Source organism: Streptococcus mitis (genome assembly GCF_000722755.1).
Lineage (GTDB): Bacteria > Bacillota > Bacilli > Lactobacillales > Streptococcaceae > Streptococcus > Streptococcus mitis_CM.
This window is the reverse complement of record NZ_JPFY01000015.1, coordinates 22,022-39,449: the sequence shown is the minus strand read 5'-3', so window position 1 is coordinate 39,449 and position 17,428 is coordinate 22,022. Positions and strand designations below refer to the sequence as shown.

The 17,428-nt window shown below is 43.0% G+C and carries 16 protein-coding genes; 13 read left to right on the top strand and 3 right to left on the bottom strand.

What is annotated here, in order from left to right; all coding sequences use genetic code 11:
- Positions 1-9 precede the first annotated feature (9 nt).
- From cbpC to tig, 10 genes are all read left to right on the top strand, one after another.
- A complete protein-coding gene (gene cbpC, locus SK578_RS08710; protein ID WP_042751677.1) occupies positions 10-1,029 on the top strand; it encodes a choline-binding protein CbpC in 1,020 nt (339 codons plus the stop codon).
- A gap of 274 nt (positions 1,030-1,303) precedes the next feature.
- Positions 1,304-2,182: a mevalonate kinase gene (mvk, locus tag SK578_RS08700; protein ID WP_042751675.1), complete on the top strand. Its 879-nt coding sequence runs from the start codon at positions 1,304-1,306 to the stop codon at positions 2,180-2,182.
- A complete protein-coding gene (mvaD, locus tag SK578_RS08695) occupies positions 2,164-3,117 on the top strand; it encodes a diphosphomevalonate decarboxylase (RefSeq protein WP_042751674.1) in 954 nt (317 codons plus the stop codon). Before mvk ends, mvaD begins: the two co-directional genes overlap by 19 nt.
- Positions 3,104-4,111, top strand: a complete 1,008-nt coding sequence (locus SK578_RS08690; protein ID WP_042751673.1) for a phosphomevalonate kinase — start codon at positions 3,104-3,106, stop codon at positions 4,109-4,111. The genes mvaD and SK578_RS08690 overlap by 14 nt, the downstream gene beginning before the upstream one ends.
- Entirely contained in the window at positions 4,095-5,105 is a 1,011-nt protein-coding gene (fni, locus tag SK578_RS08685; protein ID WP_042751672.1) for a type 2 isopentenyl-diphosphate Delta-isomerase, read from the top strand. The genes SK578_RS08690 and fni overlap by 17 nt, the downstream gene beginning before the upstream one ends.
- A gap of 76 nt (positions 5,106-5,181) precedes the next feature.
- Positions 5,182-5,880, top strand: coding sequence for a cell wall-active antibiotics response protein LiaF (gene liaF, locus SK578_RS08680; protein WP_042751861.1), 699 nt, complete (start codon positions 5,182-5,184; stop codon positions 5,878-5,880).
- Positions 5,877-6,875: an envelope stress sensor histidine kinase LiaS gene (locus SK578_RS08675; RefSeq protein ID WP_042751671.1), complete on the top strand. Its 999-nt coding sequence runs from the start codon at positions 5,877-5,879 to the stop codon at positions 6,873-6,875. Before liaF ends, SK578_RS08675 begins: the two co-directional genes overlap by 4 nt.
- Positions 6,876-6,884: 9 nt before the next feature.
- Positions 6,885-7,517, top strand: a complete 633-nt coding sequence (locus SK578_RS08670) for a response regulator transcription factor (RefSeq protein WP_042751670.1) — start codon at positions 6,885-6,887, stop codon at positions 7,515-7,517.
- Positions 7,518-8,174 carry a DNA alkylation repair protein gene (locus SK578_RS08665; RefSeq protein ID WP_042751669.1) on the top strand — a complete coding sequence of 219 codons (657 nt, stop codon included), beginning with the start codon at positions 7,518-7,520 and terminating at the stop codon, positions 8,172-8,174.
- Positions 8,175-8,266: 92 nt separating this feature from the next.
- Positions 8,267-9,550 (top strand): trigger factor, encoded by a 1,284-nt coding sequence (gene tig, locus SK578_RS08660; RefSeq protein WP_042751668.1) that lies wholly within the window; start codon positions 8,267-8,269, stop codon positions 9,548-9,550.
- A gap of 153 nt (positions 9,551-9,703) precedes the next feature.
- On the opposite strand, the gene recD2 is transcribed toward tig, so the two are convergent.
- The 3 genes from recD2 to rnhC all read right to left on the bottom strand — a co-directional run bounded on the left by recD2 (position 9,704) and on the right by rnhC (position 13,803).
- Entirely contained in the window at positions 9,704-12,070 is a 2,367-nt protein-coding gene (gene recD2 / locus SK578_RS08655) for an SF1B family DNA helicase RecD2 (protein WP_042751667.1), read from the bottom strand.
- 233 nt (positions 12,071-12,303) lie between these two features.
- Complete coding sequence (gene lepB, locus SK578_RS08650; protein ID WP_004245100.1) at positions 12,304-12,918, bottom strand: signal peptidase I; 615 nt, start codon at positions 12,916-12,918, stop codon at positions 12,304-12,306.
- Between the two features lie 3 nt (positions 12,919-12,921).
- Entirely contained in the window at positions 12,922-13,803 is an 882-nt protein-coding gene (rnhC, locus tag SK578_RS08645; protein ID WP_042751666.1) for a ribonuclease HIII, read from the bottom strand.
- Between the two features lie 86 nt (positions 13,804-13,889).
- Between rnhC and zapA the strand changes: the two genes are divergently transcribed.
- The 3 genes from zapA to SK578_RS08630 all read left to right on the top strand — a co-directional run bounded on the left by zapA (position 13,890) and on the right by SK578_RS08630 (position 17,283).
- Entirely contained in the window at positions 13,890-14,192 is a 303-nt protein-coding gene (zapA, locus tag SK578_RS08640) for a cell division protein ZapA (protein ID WP_020901580.1), read from the top strand.
- Positions 14,189-14,737: a CvpA family protein gene (locus SK578_RS08635; RefSeq protein WP_042751665.1), complete on the top strand. Its 549-nt coding sequence runs from the start codon at positions 14,189-14,191 to the stop codon at positions 14,735-14,737. Before zapA ends, SK578_RS08635 begins: the two co-directional genes overlap by 4 nt.
- A gap of 209 nt (positions 14,738-14,946) precedes the next feature.
- On the top strand, positions 14,947-17,283 hold the full coding sequence (locus SK578_RS08630) for an endonuclease MutS2 (protein WP_042751664.1): 2,337 nt from the start codon (positions 14,947-14,949) through the stop codon (positions 17,281-17,283).
- The last annotated feature ends 145 nt before the right edge of the window (positions 17,284-17,428 follow it).

Genomic DNA, 17,428 nt, shown 5'->3' with positions numbered 1-17,428 from the left:
GAGATACAAATGAAGCTTTTGAAAAAAATGATGCAAGTCGCACTAGCAACATTTTTCTTTGGTTTGCTAGCTACAAATACTGTATTTGCGGATACCACAGGTGGCCAATTTGTTGATAAGGATAATAGAAAATATTATGTAAAAGATGATCATAAAGCAATCTATTGGCATAAAATAGACGGTAAAACTTACTATTTTGGTGATAAAGGAGAAATGGTAGTTGGATGGCAATACGTAGAAATTCATGGAACAGGTTATCGTGATAATTTATTTAATAATCGTCCAGTCTTAGAAATTGGCCTTCAGGAGAAGTGGTACTATTTTGGACAAGATGGTGCTTTGCTAGAACAAACAGATAAACAAGTACTAGAGGCAAAAACGTCTGAAAATACAGGAAAAGTATACGGTGAACAATATGCTCCATCTGCTGAAAAGAGAACTTATTATTTTGATAATAATTATGCTGTAAAGACAGGTTGGACTTATGAAGACGGCAATTGGTATTATTTAAATAAGCTAGGAATTTCTGGCGATGATTCTTACAATCCACTACCAATTGGTGAAGTTGCTAAGGGTTGGACTCAAGATTTCCATGTTACTTTTGGCATTGATAGAAGCAAACCTGCTCCGTGGTATTACCTAGATTCAGAAACTGGTATCATGCAAACTGGTTGGAAACAACTTGGCAATAAGTGGTACTATCTCCGTTCATCAGGAGCTATGGCGACTGGCTGGTATCAAGAAGGCTCAACTTGGTACTATTTAGATGCTGAAAATGGTGATATGAAAACGGGCTGGCAATACCTTGGTAACAAGTGGTACTATCTCCGTTCATCAGGAGCTATGGCAACTGGTTGGTATCAAGATGGTTCAACTTGGTACTACCTAAATGCAAGTAATGGAGATATGAAGATAGGCTGGTTCCAGGTCAATGGCAAATGGTACTATGCTTACAACTCAGGTGCTTTGGCAGTGAATACGACCGTAGATGGCTATTCTGTCAATTATAATGGCGAATGGGTTCAATAATGAAAGAGGCGATTGTGAAGGAAACAATCGCTTTTTTTGTGAAAATATAATAAAATAGATAGGAGAGAATAAATACTTGTAGGAAAAAATAATACTCTTCGAAAATTAAATTCAAACCACGTCAGCGTTGCCTTACCGTATATATGTGACTGACTTCGTCAGTCTTATCTACAACCTCAAAACAGTGTTTTGAGCAACCTGCGGCTAGTTTCCTAGTTTGCTTTTTGATTTTCATTGAGTATGAGACGGCTTTTTCGTCTAGCAAAAGGAAAAAATGACAAAAAAAGTTGGTGTCGGTCAGGCACATAGTAAGATTATTTTAATAGGGGAGCATGCGGTCGTTTACGGTTATCCTGCTATTTCCTTGCCCCTTTTGGAGGTGGAGGTGACTTGTAAGGTAGTTCCTGCAGCGAGTCCTTGGCGTCTCTATGAGGAGGATACCTTGTCCATGGCGGTCTATGCCTCACTGGAGTATTTGGATATCAAAGAAGCCTGCATTCGTTGTGAGATTGACTCGGCTATCCCTGAGAAGCGGGGAATGGGTTCGTCAGCTGCTATTAGCATAGCAGCCATTCGTGCAGTATTTGACTACTATCAGGCAGAACTGCCTCATGATGTATTAGAAATCTTGGTCAATCGGGCGGAGATGATTGCCCATATGAATCCAAGTGGTTTGGATGCCAAGACCTGTCTCAGTGACCAGCCTATTCGCTTTATTAAGAACGTAGGATTTACAGAACTTGAGATGGATTTATCCGCCTATTTGGTGATTGCTGACACGGGCGTTTATGGTCATACCCGTGAAGCCATCCAAGTGGTTCAAAGTAAGGGCAAGGATGCTCTACCGTTTTTGCATGCTTTGGGAGAATTGACCCAGCAGGCAGAGGATGCGATTTCACAAAAAGATGCTGAAGGGCTGGGACAAATCCTCAGTCAAGCGCATTTGCATTTAAAAGAAATTGGTGTCAGTAGCCCTGAGGCGGATTCTCTAGTTGAAACGGCTCTTAGCCATGGTGCTCTGGGTGCCAAGATGAGCGGTGGTGGGCTAGGAGGCTGTATCATAGCCTTGGCAACCAATTTGACTCAAGCTCAAGAACTAGCAGAAAGATTAGAAGAGAAAGGAGCTGTTCAGACATGGATAGAGAGCCTGTAACAGTACGTTCTTACGCAAATATTGCTATTATCAAATATTGGGGAAAGAAAAAAGAGAAAGAGATGGTGCCTGCTACTAGCAGTATCTCTCTGACTTTGGAGAATATGCATACGGAGACGACTTTGTCGCCTTTACCAGCCAATGTAACGGCTGATGAATTTTACATCAATGGTCAGCTACAAAATGAGGCGGAGCATGCTAAGATGAGCAAAATAATCGACCGCTACCGTCCAGTTGGAGAAGGCTTTGTCCGTATCGATACTCGAAACAATATGCCTACGGCAGCGGGCCTATCCTCAAGTTCTAGCGGTTTGTCTGCCTTGGTCAAGGCTTGTAATGCTTATTTCAAGCTTGGATTGACTCGGATCCAGTTGGCACAGGAGGCTAAGTTTGCCTCAGGCTCTTCCTCTCGGAGTTTTTATGGACCGCTAGGTGCCTGGGATAAGGATAGTGGGGAAATTTACCCTGTAGAGACGGACTTGAAACTAGCTATGATTATGTTGGTGCTAGAAGACAAGAAAAAACCAATCTCTAGCCGTGACGGGATGAAACTTTGTGTGGAAACCTCGACGACCTTTGATGACTGGGTGCGTCAGTCTGAGAAGGACTATCAGGATATGCTGGTTTACCTCAAGGAAAATGACTTTGCCAAGGTTGGGGAGTTAACGGAGAAAAATGCCCTGGCTATGCACGCTACGACCAAAACAGCATCACCAGCCTTTTCTTATCTGACGGATGCCTCTTATGAAGCTATGGACTTTGTCCGTCAGCTTCGCGAGCAAGGAGAATCCTGCTACTTTACCATGGATGCTGGTCCCAATGTCAAAGTCCTCTGTCAAGAGAAAGACTTGGATCATTTATCAGAAATCTTCGGTCAACGTTATCGCTTGATTGTGTCAAAAACAAAGGATTTGAGCCAAGATGATTGCTGTTAAAACTTGCGGAAAACTCTATTGGGCAGGTGAATATGCTATTTTAGAGCCAGGGCAGTTGGCCTTGATAAAGGCCATTCCCATCTATATGAAGGGCGAGATTGCTTTTTCTGATAGTTACCGTATCTACTCAGATATGTTTGATTTCGCAGTGGATTTGACACCGAATCCTGACTATAGTTTGATTCAAGAAACGATTGCTTTAGTGGAAGATTTCCTCGTTTATCGTGGGCAGGCTTTGCAACCTTTTTCTTTGGAAATCCGAGGAAAAATGGAAAGAGAAGGGAAAAAGTTTGGTCTAGGTTCTAGCGGTAGCGTCGTTGTCTTGGTTGTCAAGGCTTTACTGGCTCTGTATAAGCTTTTGGTTGATCAGGAGCTCTTGTTCAAGCTGGCTAGCGCGGTCTTGCTCAAGCGCGGAGACAATGGTTCTATGGGGGACCTTGCCTGTATTGTGGCAGAGGAATTGGTTCTTTACCAGTCATTTGATCGCCAGAAGGTTGCTGCTTGGTTGGAAGAAGAAAACTTAGCGACTGTTTTAGAGCGTGATTGGGGCTTTTCAATCTCACACGTACAACCTGCCCTAGAATGTGATTTCCTAGTGGGATGGACCAAGGAAGTGGCTGTATCGAGTCACATGGTCCAGCAAATCAAGCAAAATATCAATCAGAATTTTTTAAGTTCCTCAAAAGAAACGGTGGTTTCTTTGGTAGAAGCCTTGGAACAGGGGAAATCAGAAAAAATTATCGAGCAAGTAGAAGTAGCCAGCCGGCTTTTAGAAGGCTTGAGCACAGATATTTACACACCTTCGCTCAGACAGTTGAAAGAAGCCAGTCAAGATTTGCAAGCTGTTGCCAAGAGTAGCGGCGCTGGTGGTGGTGATTGTGGTATTGCCTTGAGTTTTGATGAGCAATCAACTGAAACTCTAAAAAACCGTTGGGCCGATCTGGGGATTGAGCTCTTATACCAAGAAAGGATAGGACATGACGACAAATCGTAAGGATGAGCACATCCGCTATGCCCTTGAGCAGAAAAGTTCCTATAATAGCTTTGATGAGGTGGAGTTGATTCATTCTTCCTTGCCTCTTTACGACCTGGATGAAGTCGATCTGTCGACAGAGTTTGCTGGTCGAAAATGGGACTTTCCTTTTTATATCAATGCTATGACGGGTGGAAGCGATAAGGGAAGAGAAATCAATCAAAAGCTGGCTCAGGTGGCGGAAGCATGTGGTATTTTATTTGTAACGGGTTCTTATAGCGCAGCCCTCAAAGATCCAGCAGATGACTCTTTTTCTGTCAAGTCTGATCATCCAAATCTCCTTCTTGGAACCAATATTGGATTGGACAAGCCTGTTGAGTTCGGTCTTCAAACTGTAGAAGAGATGAATCCTCTCCTCTTGCAAGTGCATGTCAATGTTATGCAGGAATTGCTCATGCCCGAAGGGGAACGAAAGTTCAGAAGCTGGCAATCGCATCTGGCAGACTACAGCAAGCAAATCTCCGTTCCCATTGTCCTAAAGGAAGTGGGCTTTGGAATGGATGTGAAGACCATCGAAAGAGCCTATGAACTAGGGGTTCGGACAGTGGACCTTTCGGGGCGTGGTGGTACCAGTTTTGCCTATATTGAAAACCGTCGCAGTGGCCAACGTGATTACCTCAATCAATGGGGCCAGTCTACCATGCAGGCCCTTCTCAATGCCCAAGACTGGATAGGCAAGGTCGAACTCTTGGTTAGTGGAGGGGTTCGCAATCCGCTGGATATGATTAAGTGCCTAGTCTTTGGTGCCAAGGCTGTAGGCCTGTCACGTACCGTTCTAGAATTGGTTGAAAGCTACACGGTTGAAGAAGTGATTGGCATTGTTCAATGCTGGAAAGAAGATCTGTGTTTGATTATGTGTTCCCTTAATTGTGCCACCATAGCAGATTTACAAAAAGTAGACTATCTTCTTTATGGAAAATTAAAAGAAGCAAAGGATCAGATGAAAAAGGCGTAACCACCGCCTTTTTTCCATCTTTAGACTGAGGTGACTTTTTTGAATTGTGATAAAATAGAAGGGAGAGGATATGTGTATGAGAAAATTTAAAATCTTTTTATTTATCGAAGCCTGTCTGTTGACGGGAGCTCTGATGTTGATGGTTTCAGAGCATTTTTCACGTTTTCTGCTGATTCTATTCCTCTTTTTGCTTTTGATTCGCTATTATACTGGTAAAGAGGGCAATAATCTTCTTTTAGTGGTGGCAAGCATTCTCTTCTTTTTCATCGTCATGCTCAATCCTTTTGTGATTCTAGCTATTTTTGTTGCGGTCATCTATAGCCTCTTTCTTCTTTATCCGATGATGAATCAGGAAAAAGAGCAGACCAATTTGGTTTTTGAAGAGGTGGTAACGGTTAAGAAGGAGAAAAATCGTTGGTTTGGAAATCTCCATCATTTTTCAAGCTACCAGACTTGCCAGTTTGATGATATCAATCTCTTTCGCCTCATGGGCAAGGATACTATTCATCTGGAGAGGGTTATCCTAACCAATCATGACAATGTCATTATCCTCAGAAAGATGGTAGGAACGACCAAAATCATTGTACCTGTAGATGTGGAAGTCAGTCTCAGTGTTAACTGTCTCTATGGTGATTTGACTTTTTTCAACCAGCCCAAGCGAGCCCTCCGCAATGAACACTATCATCAAGAAACAAGAGACTATCTCAAGAGTAACAAGAGTGTCAAGATTTTTTTGACCACTATGATTGGGGATGTGGAGGTGGTCAGAGGATGAAAAAACAAGCTTATGTAATCATTGCTCTCACCTCCATCCTGTTTGTCTTATTTTTCTCCCACAGCTTGCTGGAAATCCTTGACTTTGACTGGACTATTTTCTTGCATGATGTCGAAAAAACAGAAAAGTTTGTCTTTTTATTGTTGGTATTCAGCCTGTCCATGACCTTTCTCTTGGGCCTGTTTTGGCGAGGTATCGAAGAGCTTTCTCTAAGAAAAATGCAGGCTAATTTCAAGCGTTTGTTGGCAGGGAAAGAAGTGGTTCAGGTTGCAGATCCAGATTTGGATGCCAGTTTCAAGTCCTTGTCAGGTAAACTTAACCTCTTGACAGAAGCGCTTCAAAAGGCTGAAAATCACAGTCTTGCTCAGGAAGAGGAAATCATCGAGAAAGAACGGAAGCGGATTGCTCGGGATTTGCACGATACAGTCAGTCAGGAGTTGTTTGCGGCCCACATGATTTTGTCAGGTGTCAGCCAGCAGGCTTTGAAATTGGATAGAGAAAAGATTCAGACCCAGTTGCAGAGTGTCACAGCTATTTTAGAAACCGCCCAGAAGGATTTGCGGGTCTTGCTCTTGCATTTGCGACCAGTTGAACTGGAGCAGAAGAGTCTGGTTGAGGGAATCCAAATCCTCTTAAAAGAGCTTGAGGACAAGAGTGATCTCAAGGTTAGTTTCAAGCAAAATGTAACGAAATTGCCTAAGAAAATCGAGGAGCATATCTTCCGCATCCTGCAAGAGTTGATCAGCAATACCCTCCGTCATGCCCAGGCCTCTTGTTTGGATGTCTATCTCTATCAGACGGATGTTGAATTGCAACTGAAGGTGGTGGATAATGGGATTGGTTTCCAGTTGGGGAGTTTAGATGACCTGAGTTATGGACTCCGCAATATCAGGGAGCGGGTTGAAGATATGGCAGGGACGGTTCAGTTATTAACAGCTCCCAAGCAAGGGCTGGCAGTTGATATCCGTATTCCCTTGTTAGATAAGGAACTATAAGGAGTAAAGATGAAAATTTTACTAGTAGATGACCACGAAATGGTTCGATTGGGCTTGAAAAGCTACTTTGACCTCCAAGACGATGTAGAAGTTGTGGGTGAGGCGACAAACGGGTCTCAAGGTATTGACTTGGCATTGGAATTGCGTCCGGATGTTATTGTCATGGATATCGTCATGCCTGAGATGAATGGGATTGATGCGACCTTGGCCATCCTCAAAGAATGGCCTGAAGCCAATATTTTGATTGTGAGCTCTTACTTGGACAATGAAAAAATCATGCCTGTCTTAAATGCAGGTGCTCGGGGCTATATGCTCAAGACTTCTAGTGCAGACGAACTTCTCCATGCTGTCCGTAAGGTGGCTGCTGGCGAGTTGGCCATTGAGCAAGAGGTCAGCAAGAAGGTCGAATACCACCGAAATCACATAGAACTACATGAGGACTTGACTGCGCGTGAGCGAGATGTTCTCCAACTCATCGCCAAGGGCTACGAAAATCAGCGTATCGCAGACGAACTGTTTATTTCTCTCAAGACGGTCAAGACCCACGTGTCTAACATTCTTGCCAAACTTGAGGTCAGCGATCGTACCCAGGCTGCAGTCTATGCCTTTCAGCACCACTTGGTAGGACATGAGGAGTTTTAGATGAGTCTAACAGATTTACTTGTTGAGCTAGAAGCAGCAAAAGATTCAAAAAATGCAGGGCCCATGGAAGCCTATATGCGCCATCAATTTTTCTTCCTAGGTATTGCGGCTCCTGAAAGAAATGCACTCTATAAAAAATACTTTCCAAAAGCGAAAAAAACAAAGATTATCGACTGGAATTTTGTAGATACTTGCTGGAGAAAGGAGCCTAGAGAATACCAATATGTGGCCGCCAATTATTTGAAAGCCATGCAGTTTTATCTAAAGGACAGCGATTTGCTTAAGCTAGAGCAGTTGGTTGTTACCAAATCTTGGTGGGATACGGTGGATATCCTAGATCGAGTAGTAGGGAGTTTGGTGTATGATAAGCCGGAACTGGAAAAAATAATCCTCCAATGGAGCTTGTCAGACAATATCTGGCTGAGACGAGTCGCTATTGACCACCAGTTGTTAAGAAAAGAGAAGACCAATGTTCAATTAATGGAAAAGATTCTGCTTCATAATTTGAACCAAGCAGAGTTCTTTATCAATAAAGCCATTGGCTGGGCTCTAAGAGACTACTCCAAAACCAATCCAACTTGGGTAGCAGGCTTCATTGAGAAAAACAAGGAAAGAATCGCTGAACTTAGTATAAAAGAAGCGAGCAAGTACCTCTAGCGTCATTGAAAAGCGCATTCATTACTTGAAAGAAGTTGTCCATTTATGTTATAATAGACTGTATTTAAAAAATTTTAAGGAGAAATGACAGAATGTCTGTATCATTTGAAAACAAAGAAACAAACCGTGGTGTCTTGACTTTCACTATCTCTCAAGACCAAATCAAACCAGAATTGGACCGTGTCTTCAACTCAGTGAAGAAATCTCTTAATGTTCCAGGTTTCCGTAAAGGTCACCTTCCACGTCCTATCTTCGACAAAAAATTTGGTGAAGAGTCACTTTATCAAGACGTTATGAACGCTCTTTTGCCAAATGCTTATGAAGCAGCTGTAAAAGAAGCTGGTCTTGAAGTCGTTGCTCAACCAAAAATTGACGTAACTTCAATGGAAAAAGGTCAAGACTGGGTTATCACTGCTGAAGTTGTTACAAAACCTGAAGTTAAATTGGGTGACTACAAAAACCTTGAAGTATCAGTAGATGTAGAAAAAGAAGTAACAGACGCTGACGTTGAAGAGCGTATCGAACGCGAACGCAACAACTTGGCTGAATTGGTTATCAAAGAAGCTGCTGCTGAAAACGGTGACACTGTTGTCATCGACTTTGTTGGTTCTATCGATGGTGTTGAATTTGACGGCGGAAAAGGTGAAAACTTCTCACTTGGACTTGGTTCAGGTCAATTCATCCCAGGTTTCGAAGACCAATTGGTAGGTCACTCAGCTGGCGAAACTGTTGACGTTATCGTAACATTCCCAGAAGACTACCAAGCAGAAGACCTTGCAGGTAAAGAAGCTAAATTCGTGACAACTATCCACGAAGTTAAAGCTAAAGAAGTTCCAGCTCTTGACGATGAACTTGCAAAAGATATCGACGAAGAAGTTGAAACACTTGCTGAATTGAAAGAAAAATACCGCAAAGAATTAGCTGCTGCTAAAGAAGAAGCTTACAAAGATGCAGTAGAAGGTGCAGCAATTGATAAAGCTGTAGAAAACGCTGAAATCGTAGAACTTCCAGAAGAAATGATCCACGAAGAAGTTCACCGTTCAGTTAATGAATTCCTTGGAAACTTGCAACGTCAAGGTATCAACCCTGACATGTACTTCCAAATCACTGGAACTACTCAAGAAGACCTTCACAAACAATACGAGGGAGAAGCTGAGTCACGTACGAAGACTAACCTTGTTATCGAAGCAGTTGCGAAAGCTGAAGGATTTGACGCTTCAGAAGAAGAAATCCAAAAAGAAGTTGAGCAATTGGCAACAGACTACAACATGGAAGTGGCTCAAGTACAAAGCTTGCTTTCAGCTGATATGTTGAAACACGATATCACAATCAAAAAAGCTGTTGAATTGATTACAAGCACAGCAACAGTTAAATAATCTTATACTCTTCGAAAATCAAATTCAAACCACGTCAGCGTCGCCTTACCGTACTAAAGTACAGCTTGCGGCTAGCTTCCTAGTTTGCTCTTTGATTTTCATTGAGTATTAATAAACAAAAATCCCACCTGAATTGGTGGGTTTTCTTGTGTACTATTTTCCAAAAATCTCTTTGAGATCTGCGTCTGTAATCCCAATCATGGCTGGGATGCTATCCCAGTTTTCTTCGGTTAGGATGTAGGATTGTTCAGAGGTACTTGATGTGATTATTTCAGAGACAGCTGGTTGCTTTTCTTCAACATTCTCCAATAAATCACTGAAGCGTTCGATCAGATAGGTTTTTCGGGCAGTTCCGATGTGTTGGGTAGCATAATCAAAGGCCTGTAATTCGCCTAGTAAGATAAGCTTGCTTTTGGCGCGTGTAATGGCTGTGTAGATGAGATTGCGCTCTAGCATACGCCTACTAGCACTGGTAATCGGTAGGATGACAACAGGGAACTCACTTCCCTGAGACTTATGGATACTCATGGCATAGGCCAAACGAATCTTGTACCATTCGTTACGTGGGTAAGAGACCTCGTTGCCATCAAAATCAATGACAATCTCGTCTTGTTTCGACTCAGTGTATTTTCCAGGAATCAGGTCTGTGATAGCCCCTAAATCTCCATTAAAGACATTGATTTCAGCATCGTTGACCAGGTGAATGACCTTATCTCCCTTACGATAGTGGCACTGGGGAGCTTCAAAACTGAGTTGGTCTTTTTGTGGTGGATTAAGGAGGTCTTGCATGAGTTGGTTGATGGCATCAATCCCTGCTGTTCCTCGGTACATGGGCGCCAGAACTTGGATATCACGGGCAGGGATACCACTTCTTAGGGCAGCGCCTAAGATTTTCTCAATCGTAGCAGGAATATGGCCACTAGCAATTTCAAAGTAGGAACGATCTGCTTTTTTCTGGGTGAAATCGGCTGGCAGGATGCCCTGTCGAATTTGACTAGCTAGGGTAACGATAGTTGATTCTTCGCTTTGTCGGTAAATTTTTTCCAAACGAGTCTGAGGAATCAAGGGAATATGAAGCAGATCCGCTAGAACCTGTCCAGGGCTGACAGACGGTAGTTGGTCGCTGTCACCCACGATGAGGATCTTACTGTTCGAAGAGATGTTGGAGAAGAGTTGGTTGGCCAGCCAAGTATCCACCATGGAAAATTCATCCACGATGATAAAGTCAGCATCCAGATAATCTTCCAGATGACTGGTATCATCGTCCCCTGTCATTCCCAAATGGCGGTGTATGGTCGCGCTAGGCAAACCTGTCAATTCATTCATGCGCCGAGCGGCTCGTCCAGTTGGAGCAGCAAGAAGAATAGGTAGGTTGCTTTTTTTCCTGAGGTCAAGTCCTTCTAAAAGGGCATAAACAGCTATGATCCCATTGATAACCGTTGTCTTACCAGTACCAGGTCCACCTGTTAGGATAAAGACCTTGTTCTGGATAGCATCACAAATAGCTTGTTTTTGAATGTTATCATACTCAATCTCCAAATCTTCTTCGACAGTAGCGATATGTTTTTGAATGGTTTTTAAATCCTGGCTCTTCTGTTTTCCTTTTTCAAGGATACGAACCAAGTGACTGCGGATGCCTTCCTCGGCGAAAAAGAGGCTGTTGTCAAAAATCTTGGTATCAATCTGCTGAACCTTGTCTTCTTCGATCAGGTAGGAGAGTTCTTGGGCCACTTGGCTGGGATCCAGTTCCACGGGGCGGGAAGACTCAAGTAGGGTTAGAGTTTGTTCTAGCAGATCTCGTGCTTCAACATAGGTGTCCCCTGTTTCCATACAGGCCTGAAAAAGACTGTGAACTAGACCGGCGCGGAAGCGTTCAGGAGCCTGACTTTCTATGCCTAGTTCTTCCGCTAATTGGTCAGCAATGGTAAAGCCCAAGCCCTTGATATCCTCGACTAACTGGTAGGGATAATTTTCAACCACATCAAGGGTTTCTTCCTTGTAAAAGTCTTGAATCTGAAAGGCTAGTTTGTTGGGAATGCCGTAGTTGGCTAGCTTGGCCAAGACCATCTCTGTTCCGTAGTTGAGGCGGAGAGTAGAGACGAAGGCCTCGCGATTTTTAGCAGAGAGTCCTGAGATACCTTCTAGCTTTTCTGGGTGTTGCAGAATTTCGTCAATGGTATTGTCGCCATAGGTATCTACAATTTTCTGAGCTGTCTTGAGACCAATCCCCTTGAAATGGCTACTTGAAAAGTACTTGACCAAGCCCTTGCTAGTTGGTTTTGCTCTTTCATACCGGCTGATTTGCAGTTGTTCCCCATACTTGGAGTGCTGGACAATTTGTCCCCAAAAAGTATAGTCTTCTCCCTCAATCACATCAGCCATAGTGCCCGTGACAATGATTTCAAAATCATCAAAATCCTCTGCGTCTGTATCGTCGATTTCTAGGAGGAGGATACGATAAAAATTGCTGGGATTTTCAAAAATAATCCGTTCAATGGTTCCTGAAAAATAAACTTCCATAAGATTCCTTTGCATAAATAGGTGAGAGTTAATACTCTTCGAAAATCAAATTCAAACTACGTCAGCTTCGCCTTGCCGTACTCAAGTACAGCCTGCGGCTAGCTTCCTAGTTTGCTCTTTGATTTTCATTGAGTATAACTTTGTTTCTATCTTAATCAAACTGGATAGTGAATAATCACTTCTCACGATAGAAGAAGAGGCTGAGATTCTTGATTCTCGGCCTCTTAGGTTTCTTAAAATGTTCCGATACGGGTGATTGGCCAGAAGCGGAATTTAGCTTCCCCTGTGATATCTTTTGCTTTGAAGGTACCTACGTGGCGGCTGTCGCTAGAAACCAGGCGGTCGTCTCCGAGGAGAAGGTATTCTCCTTCTGGGACAGTAAAGCTAAAGTTGGTGTTGTAGTTGACATCAACTGTGAAGGCTTGGGCTTTTTCAGCGATACTTCTAAAGAAAGTTCCTTTATTTCCTTCAAAGCCCTTGCCTGAGTAAGTGCTTTGGAGTTTGTCATCCTTGAAGCGTTTGATGTAGTCAGCTAGGTAAGGCTCATCTGTCTCTTTATCATTGATGTAAAGTTTATCGTTTTCGTAACGGATGGTGTCGCCAGGCATTCCGATGACACGTTTGACGATGTCCTTATTTCCATCTTCCTCATGGGCAACCACGATATCAAAACGGTCAATAGGTAGGTGTTTGACAACAAAGAGAATTTCGCCATCCGCTAGGGTAGGATCCATGGAATGCCCTTCTACGCGAACATTGCTCCAAAAAAAGATACGACTTAAAGCTAGTAATGACAGAATTAGGAGGAACAATCCCCACTCTTTTAAGAAATTTTTAAATGAATTCATAACTTACCTTTCTAAGCGTTTTTTCGCTTTTTCAGTATTTTTAAAGTGCAATTTGGCGCAGAAATTGAGTCCTTGCATACCATAGGCTTGCAAAATCTGGCTAGCCACCTTATCAGAAGCCGTTCCAGCTCCACTTGGAAGTTGATAGCCCAGCTCTCGTCCCAGATTTTCAAGATTTTCTAGAAAGAGATCACGCGCAATGATAGAAGAAACTGCGACAGCCAAGTATTTGCCCTCAGCCTTTTCTTCTAAGCTGATAGGATTGCTGAAACGATTGGCCTCTTGTGCCAAGTACTTGTCATAATTTTTAGCACTGGTAAAGGCATCAATCACAATTTTCTCAGTCTGAATGCCTTTTTGAAGAAGGAGATAGATAGCCTGGTTATGGAGGGCAACTTTAACCGAAACAGCGTTGTAGCGGTCTCCGATGACCTCGTTGTACTTGCTTGGTGAGAGAAGCAGTGCCTGATGTTGGATTTTTTCCTTGAGGATAGGGGCGATCTGACGGATTTTTAGGTCGGTCAGAGTCTTAGAATCCCCTACACCGAGTTTTCGTAAGAAGTCATGCTGGTCTGGAGTGACAAAGGAAGCCACAACTGCAAGTCCACCAAAGTAGGAACCATTTCCCACCTCATCTGTCCCAATCAAAGGGAGATTTTGTCCGCTGTTTTCCTCTACAACTTGATAGCCAAAGAAACTGGCGTATTTCTCAGCTCCTTCACCCTGAAGCAAGACCTTTCCAGAAGTATAGATAGAAACCGTTGCTTGAGGTAGTCTCAAAAAGTAGCGGATATAGGGATTCTTGCTGGGAGCCAGACTGGTTTGATAGTGTTCAAGAAAAGCCTGAATCTCCTTTTCACTTGGTGTGAGTGTTATACTTGCCATAGTTTCTATTGTACCATAAAAGCAGGTAAATTTGTAAAAACTGACAAAATTAGCGAATTTTGGTATAATATCGTGAGGTGAATTTTATGGCAAATCTAAATCGATTCAAATTTACATTCGGGAAAAAATCATTAACCTTGACAAGCGAGCATGATAATCTCTTTATGGAGGAAATCGCTAAGGTTGCGACAGAAAAATACCAAGCAATTAAAGAACAAATGCCTAGTGCAGACGATGAAACAATCGCTCTTTTGTTGGCAGTCAACTGTTTATCAACTCAGCTCAGCCGTGAGATTGAATTTGATGATAAGGAGCAAGAATTAAAAGAATTGCGTCACAAGCTTGTGACTTGCAAGCAAGAACAGAGCAAGATTGAGGATTCCTTATGATTTCAATCCTTCTTCTATTGGTCTTGGCTTGGGGATTTTATATCGGCTATCGGAGAGGCCTGCTCTTACAGGTTTATTACCTGATTTCAGCCATGGCATCGGCTTTTATGGCTGGCCAGTTTTATAAGGGGCTTGGAGAGCAATTCCATTTGCTGGTCCCTTATGCAAATCCGCAGGAAGGACAGGGAACTTTCTTTTTCCCATCGGATCAACTCTTTCAGTTGGATAAGGTCTTTTATGCAGGGATCGGTTACTTGCTTGTATTTGGGATTGTCTATAGTATCGGTCGTTTACTTGGTCTCCTCTTACACTTGATTCCTAGTAAAAAGCTTGGTAGTAAGTTGTTCCAAGTTTCAGCAGGTATCTTGTCCATGTTGGTGACCTTATTTGTCTTACAAATGGCCTTGACAATCTTGGCGACCATCCCCATGGCAGCTATACAAAATCCTCTTGAAAAGAGTATCGTCGCAAAACACATCATCCAGAGCATACCAGTAACAACCAGTTGGCTCAAACAAATCTGGGTGACAAATTTAATCGGATAAAAAGGGCAGGAGTTTTCCTAGCCCTTTGTTTACAGATTTGACTCGAATCTATCAGAATGTAAAAAGCTACCACACCTAATACTCAATGAAAATCAAAGAACAAACTAGGAAGCTAGCCGCAGGCTGTACTTGAGTACGGTAAGGCGACGCTGACGTGGTTTGAATTTGATTTTCGAAGAGTATAGACATTCAAAGACAAGGAAATAACGATGAACAAGAAAATATTAGAAACATTAGAGTTCAATAAGGTCAAGGCTTTGTTTGAACCCCATTTGTTGACCGAGCAGGGCTTGGAGCAATTGAGACAGTTGGCTCCGACTGCCAAAGCGGATAAAATCAAACAGGCTTTTGCTGAGATGAAGGAAATGCAGGCTCTTTTCGTCGAGCAACCGCATTTTACTATTCTTGCAACCAAGGAAATCGCAGGAGTTTGCAAGCGGTTGGAGATGGGGGCGGACCTCAATATCGAGGAGTTCCTACTCTTGAAGCGCGTGCTTCTTTCTAGCAGAGAACTGCAAAGTTTTTACGCCAATCTGGAAAATGTCAGCTTGACAGAATTAGCCCTCTGGTTTGAAAAATTACACGATTTTCCGCAATTACAAGGAAATCTCCAAGCCTTTAATGATGCAGGTTTCATTGAAAATTTTGCCAGTGAAGAATTGGCACGAATCCGCAGAAAAATCCATGATAGCGAGAGTCAGGTCCGCGATGTTTTGCAAGATTTGCTTAAGCAAAAAGCTCAGATGTTGACAGAAGGGATTGTTGCCAGCAGAAATGGCCGTCAGGTTTTACCAGTCAAAAACACCTACCGCAATAAGATTGCAGGTGTCGTTCATGATATTTCTGCTAGTGGAAATACCGTCTATATCGAACCCCGTGAGGTGGTCAAACTGAGCGAAGAAATTGCTAGTCTGCGAGCAGATGAGCGCTATGAAATGCTGCGCATTCTCCAAGAAATTTCTGAGCGTGTCCGCCCTCATGCGGTCGAGATTGCTAATGATGCTTGGATTATTGGTCATCTGGACTTGATTCGTGCCAAGGTACGCTTTATCCAAGAAAGGCAAGCAGTCGTTCCTCGGCTGTCAGAAAATCAAGAAATTCAACTGCTCCATGTCTGCCATCCTTTGGTCAAAAATGCCGTTGCAAATGATGTCCATTTTGATCAAGATTTAACAGCCATTGTCATTACAGGTCCCAATACAGGTGGGAAGACCATCATGCTTAAAACTCTAGGCTTGACGCAGGTTATGGCTCAGTCCGGTTTGCCGATTTTAGCAGATAAGGGAAGTCGCGTTGGTATTTTTGAAGAAATCTTTGCCGATATTGGCGATGAGCAGTCTATTGAACAGAGCTTGTCTACCTTCTCTAGCCACATGACCAATATTGTGGATATTCTTGGCAAGGTCAACCAACATTCACTCTTACTCTTGGATGAGTTGGGTGCTGGTACAGATCCTCAAGAGGGAGCCGCCCTTGCCATGGCTATTCTAGAGGACCTTCGTCTGCGTCAAGTCAAGACCATGGCGACGACCCACTATCCGGAACTCAAGGCTTACGGTATTGAGACAGCCTTTGTGCAAAATGCCAGCATGGAGTTTGATACTGCGACTCTTCGCCCGACCTATCGCTTTATGCAGGGTGTTCCTGGCCGAAGCAATGCCTTCGAAATCGCTAAACGTTTAGGCCTATCTGAAGTTATCGTAGGAGATGCCAGTCAGCAGGTCGATCAGGACAATGATGTCAATCGTATCATTGAGCAACTGGAAGAGCAGACGCTAGAGAGTCGCAAACGCTTGGACAATATCCGTGAGGTGGAGCAAGAAAATCTCAAGATGAACCGTGCTCTTAAAAAACTTTATAACGAGCTCAATCGTGAAAAGGAAACCGAACTTAATAAGGCGCGTGAACAGGCTGCTGAAATTGTGGACATGGCTCTCAGTGAAAGTGACCAGATTCTTAAAAATCTCCACAGTAAATCTCAACTCAAACCCCATGAAATCATTGAAGCCAAGGCCAAGTTAAAAAAATTGGCTCCTGAAAAAGTAGATTTGTCAAAAAATAAGATTCTTCAAAAGGCCAAGAAAAAACGAGCTCCAAAGGTGGGAGATGATATCGTGGTTCTCAGTTACGGTCAGCGTGGTACCTTGACCAGTCAACTCAAGGACGGTCGCTGGGAAGCCCAAGTCGGTTTGATCAAGATGACCTTGGAAGAGAAAGAATTTGACCTTGTTCAAGCCCAGCAAGAAAAGCAAGTCAAGAAGAAACAAGTCAATGTTGTGAAACGGACTTCTGGCAGAGGTCCACAAGCAAGACTGGACCTTCGAGGCAAACGTTATGAAGAAGCCATGAATGAGCTAGATGCCTTTATCGACCAAGCCTTGCTCAATAATATGGCCCAAGTCGATATCATCCATGGTATCGGAACAGGTGTCATCCGTGAAGGAGTCACCAAATATCTACAAAGAAACAAACATGTCAAGAGTTTCGGCTATGCCCCACAAAATGCTGGAGGCAGTGGTGCGACTATTGTCACTTTTAAAGGATAAGAAAAGCCTGAGGAAATACAAGATTCCTCAAGCTTTTTTATCATTTCTTTTAAACATGCTCAAATATGCTATAATAGAACTAGAAAATTGAATAAAACCGAAGGGTATACCCTTCCTTTATATATACATATAAAGGAAGGGTATA

What these genes read in the sequence shown, in the direction of transcription:
- mvk (WP_042751675.1), top strand. Translation starts at nt 1,304, where the DNA reads ATGACAAAAAAAGTTGGTGTCGGTCAGGCACATAGTAAGATTATTTTA.
- tig (WP_042751668.1), top strand. Translation starts at nt 8,267, where the DNA reads ATGTCTGTATCATTTGAAAACAAAGAAACAAACCGTGGTGTCTTGACT.
- rnhC (WP_042751666.1), bottom strand. Translation starts at nt 13,803, where the DNA reads ATGGCAAGTATAACACTCACACCAAGTGAAAAGGAGATTCAGGCTTTT.
- mvaD (WP_042751674.1), top strand. Translation starts at nt 2,164, where the DNA reads ATGGATAGAGAGCCTGTAACAGTACGTTCTTACGCAAATATTGCTATT.
- zapA (WP_020901580.1), top strand. Translation starts at nt 13,890, where the DNA reads ATGGCAAATCTAAATCGATTCAAATTTACATTCGGGAAAAAATCATTA.
- SK578_RS08630 (WP_042751664.1), top strand. Translation starts at nt 14,947, where the DNA reads ATGAACAAGAAAATATTAGAAACATTAGAGTTCAATAAGGTCAAGGCT.
- liaF (WP_042751861.1), top strand. Translation starts at nt 5,182, where the DNA reads ATGAGAAAATTTAAAATCTTTTTATTTATCGAAGCCTGTCTGTTGACG.
- recD2 (WP_042751667.1), bottom strand. Translation starts at nt 12,070, where the DNA reads ATGGAAGTTTATTTTTCAGGAACCATTGAACGGATTATTTTTGAAAAT.
- SK578_RS08690 (WP_042751673.1), top strand. Translation starts at nt 3,104, where the DNA reads ATGATTGCTGTTAAAACTTGCGGAAAACTCTATTGGGCAGGTGAATAT.
- SK578_RS08675 (WP_042751671.1), top strand. Translation starts at nt 5,877, where the DNA reads ATGAAAAAACAAGCTTATGTAATCATTGCTCTCACCTCCATCCTGTTT.
- cbpC (WP_042751677.1), top strand. Translation starts at nt 10, where the DNA reads ATGAAGCTTTTGAAAAAAATGATGCAAGTCGCACTAGCAACATTTTTC.
- lepB (WP_004245100.1), bottom strand. Translation starts at nt 12,918, where the DNA reads ATGAATTCATTTAAAAATTTCTTAAAAGAGTGGGGATTGTTCCTCCTA.
- SK578_RS08665 (WP_042751669.1), top strand. Translation starts at nt 7,518, where the DNA reads ATGAGTCTAACAGATTTACTTGTTGAGCTAGAAGCAGCAAAAGATTCA.
- fni (WP_042751672.1), top strand. Translation starts at nt 4,095, where the DNA reads ATGACGACAAATCGTAAGGATGAGCACATCCGCTATGCCCTTGAGCAG.
- SK578_RS08670 (WP_042751670.1), top strand. Translation starts at nt 6,885, where the DNA reads ATGAAAATTTTACTAGTAGATGACCACGAAATGGTTCGATTGGGCTTG.
- SK578_RS08635 (WP_042751665.1), top strand. Translation starts at nt 14,189, where the DNA reads ATGATTTCAATCCTTCTTCTATTGGTCTTGGCTTGGGGATTTTATATC.